7 protein-coding genes are annotated in these 4,838 nt (G+C 39.8%); all 7 read right to left on the reverse strand.

Going from position 1 to position 4,838, the window contains the following annotated elements; translation table 11 throughout:
* Positions 1-720: helicase HerA domain-containing protein (locus RTK36_RS13005; protein ID WP_312047671.1), on the reverse strand; the 720-nt coding region annotated here is incomplete at its 3' end.
* Positions 717-2,087 carry an SIR2 family protein gene (locus tag RTK36_RS13010; RefSeq protein ID WP_312047672.1) on the reverse strand — a complete coding sequence of 457 codons (1,371 nt, stop codon included), beginning with the start codon at positions 2,085-2,087 and terminating at the stop codon, positions 717-719. The genes RTK36_RS13010 and RTK36_RS13005, both read right to left, overlap by 4 nt.
* Positions 2,088-2,439: 352 nt before the next feature.
* Complete coding sequence (locus RTK36_RS13015) at positions 2,440-3,171, reverse strand: stalk domain-containing protein (RefSeq protein ID WP_312047673.1); 732 nt, start codon at positions 3,169-3,171, stop codon at positions 2,440-2,442.
* A gap of 106 nt (positions 3,172-3,277) precedes the next feature.
* Positions 3,278-3,991: a C39 family peptidase gene (locus RTK36_RS13020; RefSeq protein WP_312047674.1), complete on the reverse strand. Its 714-nt coding sequence runs from the start codon at positions 3,989-3,991 to the stop codon at positions 3,278-3,280.
* A complete protein-coding gene (locus RTK36_RS13025) occupies positions 3,991-4,245 on the reverse strand; it encodes a hypothetical protein (RefSeq protein WP_312047675.1) in 255 nt (84 codons plus the stop codon). Before RTK36_RS13025 ends, RTK36_RS13020 begins: the two co-directional genes overlap by 1 nt.
* Entirely contained in the window at positions 4,211-4,522 is a 312-nt protein-coding gene (locus RTK36_RS13030) for a hypothetical protein (RefSeq protein WP_312047676.1), read from the reverse strand. Before RTK36_RS13030 ends, RTK36_RS13025 begins: the two co-directional genes overlap by 35 nt.
* On the reverse strand, positions 4,519-4,818 hold the full coding sequence (locus RTK36_RS13035) for a hypothetical protein (protein ID WP_312047677.1): 300 nt from the start codon (positions 4,816-4,818) through the stop codon (positions 4,519-4,521). Before RTK36_RS13035 ends, RTK36_RS13030 begins: the two co-directional genes overlap by 4 nt.
* Positions 4,819-4,838: the final 20 nt, after the last annotated feature.

Genomic DNA, 4,838 nt, shown 5'->3' on the forward strand with positions numbered 1-4,838 from the left:
ATTTGGTAGGTCAGAAAAAGCCTTAATGTATTCTCCATTAGGATCAAGAATGATAAAACGAGTATTGGCTGATGCAGTCTTACCACGCTGTTGGGTTATTTCTCTTTGAGCAGCTTCAATTGACCACCGTACAAGACCAGCCACGGAGCAGGACTTACCACTACCAGTATTACCAAGAACCGCCAAATGACGACCAAACAACCTATCAGGATCAACAGATACCGTTGCATTTCCTGCTAAATGGCTGATTCCAATATTAACACGCCTGTTAGAACCTGATTCCACAATTGATCTCAGCTGATCTTGACTTGGTAATAACACAGGATCACCAACCGTAGGAAATACATCTATGCCCCGAGAAAACATATAACATGGTTGTTTCGTTAAAATATTTATTTTTTCTCGCAGAATACCCAAAGGAGTTAGACTCATTTTACGAAGTGGATAGGGCAGATCAATAATGCCAAAATCTTGAATACCACGGCGTTTTGGATACTGAGATCGTTCAATAGTAATCCATTCGATTTGCGCTACAAGAAAACCACCCTCACAGGATACCAGCACATAGCTATTTATTCGCGGGAAAGGGCGTGGCACACCTGAATTCAGAGCAACATCATTTGGAGCTTCCAAATCAAGCATAACTTTAATTTCATCTGGAGAGACAAAATCCACACTGCCGATTTGCATAGACTCAACATTCGCTATTGGAGTAATCATTCTTCAAAATCTCCACCTTTCTTCGATGGTTTAGATGGTTGATCGTAACGTTGCCGCAACAAATCGGCCATTCTAATTGTAGTGCGATCAATAGCAGGTTTAGGAAGATAATAATCAACAAGAGCATCCAAACTTGCAATATCCTTGCCTATAATAAGGGAAATCTGGTTGAAACGCCCCCATTCGTTAAATATTTTTTCTATACGCCCCGCTGGGTCATCATAAGCTATAACAACCAAGTGTGTTGATGGGATTGTCAACATATCTCGGATAATTCGATTTATATGGTCATCCCCAAAGCTATATCCGTATGTAACTAAGGTACTATTGGGACGGCATAAAGCAGCTGCAAAATCCCTAAAAAGTTCCACATATGGATATTCCGCAGTTTCTTTGTCTTTAGATGCATTTGGATAAATCATTATTTTTGAAGCGTCTGCATTAATACTAGCAACTTTTAAAAACGGTTCAATATTTTTGGCACCAAACGGCAGCCCAATTCGGCGAATTATATTGTTACAGTTAACCCAATCAATAGAGCCATGCAATTTTGTATACCGAGCAACCCCTTCGAGGTATCGTGGTTCACCACGAATTCCCGGAGGATTGTAATGCATATCTATATCCATTCTGGAAGAACGGAAAATTGGAGTTAATGCTCCAACAAATCGATCAATCAAACGTAGACCAGCGATATCTGAACCCGCTTCAATCAAACGATCATAGTTTGTAGTAAATATGTTGAGTCGATCCCGTGTGCCAGTACGACTTGCAAAGCTCATAAGGAACAGTACCAACTTGTTGAATGCACTGTTGCGCTTGCCCTCAGTAGCTGATGCGATAGCATTTTCAATAGCAGAAATATTATCCGCGAAAGCCCCAATCAGCATTTCTGTCTCGGCTTTGAGTTCATTATAATTAGCTTCGTCACCAACAATGTTCAGACCGCGAAGAAGCTCGTTCATCACACGAATGTAATCTTCTATATTTGGCTTACTGCCACGCCCCATTTGAATTGCACTCTCCGTTGCTTTCTTTACAATTTGATCTTTATAATAAGTCTTCAATTCAGGATTTCCCATTCCATTACCAGAATTGCCGGTGGCCGCAAATTGAATCGACGAGGTCAGGCCGCTACCCAAGAGCAGTGAAAGATGTTCTGATTGAAACAAAGAAGTCAGCCATGGTTCAATTCGACCACGCAGATCCTCTTCAGAAAACTGATTGTCGGCAATCCATTTTGCTGATTGACCGCCATCAAGTTCAAAAGTTTTTTGGTCATCCTTTATTTGGGAACAATGAAAACAAAGGGGGGCCTTGTCTTCTCGTACTTTAATTACATTTTTTGACACAGTGCCAGTATCCATTTTCCTTCCTCCTGTAACTTGTCACTTCTTAACTATCTTCACTACTCCTATGATAACTGATTTGTGAATAGAATAATTAACATCACATTTTTGCTATCAAGTGTATCATATAAAGCAAAATCTCTATAACCATAATTATACACATTTGGACATTATTTACCAGTATTTTTACAATTTTAGTAAGCTTATATCCCTTATTTGTTTTCGATAAGATACATTTCACTAGAATCTATAAAGCCATAAATTCAAATGGGTTTAAATAGCTAGTACGAAACAAAATAAAAGAGTCAGGACTAATGCCAGACTCTTTTGTATATAAATTTCAACGCATTAACTATGCAAATATATTTTATTATTTAGTGAATTTAATAGTTGCTTCTTTTGTTTCAAATGATTCAGAATAATCATCGCTATTATAAACATAGAAAGAAATCCGAACCTCTTTTATTTTGGTAATCCCTACGCTATCCAAATCCTTCTGGTATATTCTTAAGTCATCTGTAACCTCGGCTGTTGGAACAAGATTAGTATAGTAAAAGGGCTCTAACAGCTTGTCATTAACATAAATCTTATTAAGGCCAACCCCATAATTCATGGATGTGGTATTCTTTAACTTAAAATTCAATACATAGCTATCATCTGAATTTCCATTTTTCTTAACCATATCAATACATCGAATTTTCACACCATTCTCGTCAATAATCTCTTTATTAATTCTTACGGTGGAGTTATCCTCTGGTGCTTTTGTTGTTGTGGAGGGTTCTTTCACAACCTCTTTTGTTTCCTCTTTTTGTAGCCCTTCATCAGTGTTGGTTAGTGTAACCGTTTTAGCTACGCTATCCCATTTAACTTCTTTTCCAACCGCTTCAGCAACCGCTCTTACTGGCAAATAAGTTGTGCCTTCGTATGTAAAAGGCTCCTTATCGGTTTTTAATTCCTTTTCGCCAACTAACACCTTAATATTGTTATAGTTTACCGAAATCACGGCATCGGCGACTTTAGCGAAAGCTGAAGGCGCTGCACCAATTAGTAATGTAGCTACCATAGCGCCCATTACAACATCTTTTACTCTTTGCATTTTCATAAATAGTTCCCCCTTAAAATAATAAATACTAGTATAAATTACCATAAATTGTAGATATTTGCAATAAAAAAAAGGGAGGTCCAAACCTCCCACTATTATATGCTTCTTATTTTTGTTTTTTCTCTAGTACTGGTATTTTACCCTTACTACCAACCTTCAAGCCTAAAAGCTCTGCAACATCCCTGGTTTTGATATATGTTGTTCCATCCTTGCGGATCATATCAGCTTCACATTCTTTTCCATTTACAATAATTTTTTCTCGCTTAACCACTTCATCATCCTCCTTAAATTCATCCGGCACCTTTACCACCCAATAAAACTTCACCTGACTTTTGAATAAATTGTAATCTGCATTTGTCTGCGCTGGTTTATTGGACCAGGGATCATTGATTTGCACCTTTCCCCCTTCCATGCTGTACCACAACACATAATGACCACTGGTTGTCCAATTCCCCTTGCCCATGCAAGCGATAACTAAATCACCGTTTTCTATGGATTTCTTTGCTAAGTCGTGATACTTGGAAGCAGGAGAGCCGTAAATATTTGCACTGTTTAGCATGGTAATGTCAATACCATACGCCGCTCCCTGGGGCTTGAAATAGGAATAATATGTACCCTGCCCTTTGGCCTTATATCCTCGCTGCTTTGACCATTCCGCTGTAGTAATGGGAGTAACATTCTTGTCGGCCAGCGTTGCAATGACCATAGCCGCACAAGTAATACCGCACCCCTCTGCCTTAATCGTAGTCTTTTCACCCGGTGCAGAATAATCATGACTTGCCCATTTAGGATCATTCTGCATATATAAAATTGGTTTCATTATTCCTCACCTCCGCTGTTTTTCTGATACTGGGTACCAAAGTAAAAGGCAATCACCACACTGAAAATCGTTAAAAACTGCTCTCCGCTAATCCGTCCAATGATGGCCAAATAAGAAAATACCACCGTCAGCAGTATTGTGACAATAGATTTCACTGTCAAAAGATTCTGAATGGTTACCTTTGTGCTTTCCCTTAAGATTGCCGCTCCTTGTAGTAACTCAACTTGCACTTTGTTCGTCTCGTTTTCTTTCATTCTCCGATTCCTCCCGTCTCAATCTACTTTCTTGCCGCTTCTCCGCTTGTTTGTCCTGCCTATCTGCCCAGCGGTTAAATATGGTCATAACTCCACAAATGCCCAGCTCCGTACCAAATACCGTCAAGGCATTCCCTACAATGGTGGAAACGTCCACGCCAAAGCAAGCCAACACCATGCCGGCAACCACCACCGCTACACAGAAAAGCAAAGACAAAACCACAATGGTTGTCATGGTATCATCATTAATCCGCAGACGTCTGCGTTTTTCCTTCAAGGCAACCAACCCCCACTCAGCAGATACCCGACCACCGCACCCACTACAACAGTAATCACTCGCTCTACGATACTATCCCAACGTTTCGCTGGTTTCTCCGCCAGGGTTTTCACATCCGCTTTAATCTCCCCCACGTCCTCTTTTATGTATTCCTGCTCTTTCTGCATTACAGAAAAAGAGTTGGTGAGCTGTTCCAGATTGTCCTGGCGTTTCTCCATGGAATCCAATCTATATTTATTGCTCTTACTCCGCTGGTCAACCTCAATCAGCTTTTCTGAAATTTCATCCTGATTCATAAATTTGCCCCCTTATACTC

Source organism: Anaerotignum sp., assembly GCF_031981185.1.
Lineage (GTDB): Bacteria > Bacillota > Clostridia > Lachnospirales > Anaerotignaceae > Chakrabartyella.

Excerpts from the sequence above, each read along its gene's own strand:
- RTK36_RS13035 (WP_312047677.1), bottom strand. The coding sequence starts at position 4,818 with ATGAATCAGGATGAAATTTCAGAAAAGCTGATTGAGGTTGACCAGCGG.
- RTK36_RS13010 (WP_312047672.1), bottom strand. The coding sequence starts at position 2,087 with ATGGATACTGGCACTGTGTCAAAAAATGTAATTAAAGTACGAGAAGAC.
- RTK36_RS13015 (WP_312047673.1), bottom strand. The coding sequence starts at position 3,171 with ATGAAAATGCAAAGAGTAAAAGATGTTGTAATGGGCGCTATGGTAGCT.
- RTK36_RS13025 (WP_312047675.1), bottom strand. The coding sequence starts at position 4,245 with ATGAAAGAAAACGAGACGAACAAAGTGCAAGTTGAGTTACTACAAGGA.
- RTK36_RS13020 (WP_312047674.1), bottom strand. The coding sequence starts at position 3,991 with ATGAAACCAATTTTATATATGCAGAATGATCCTAAATGGGCAAGTCAT.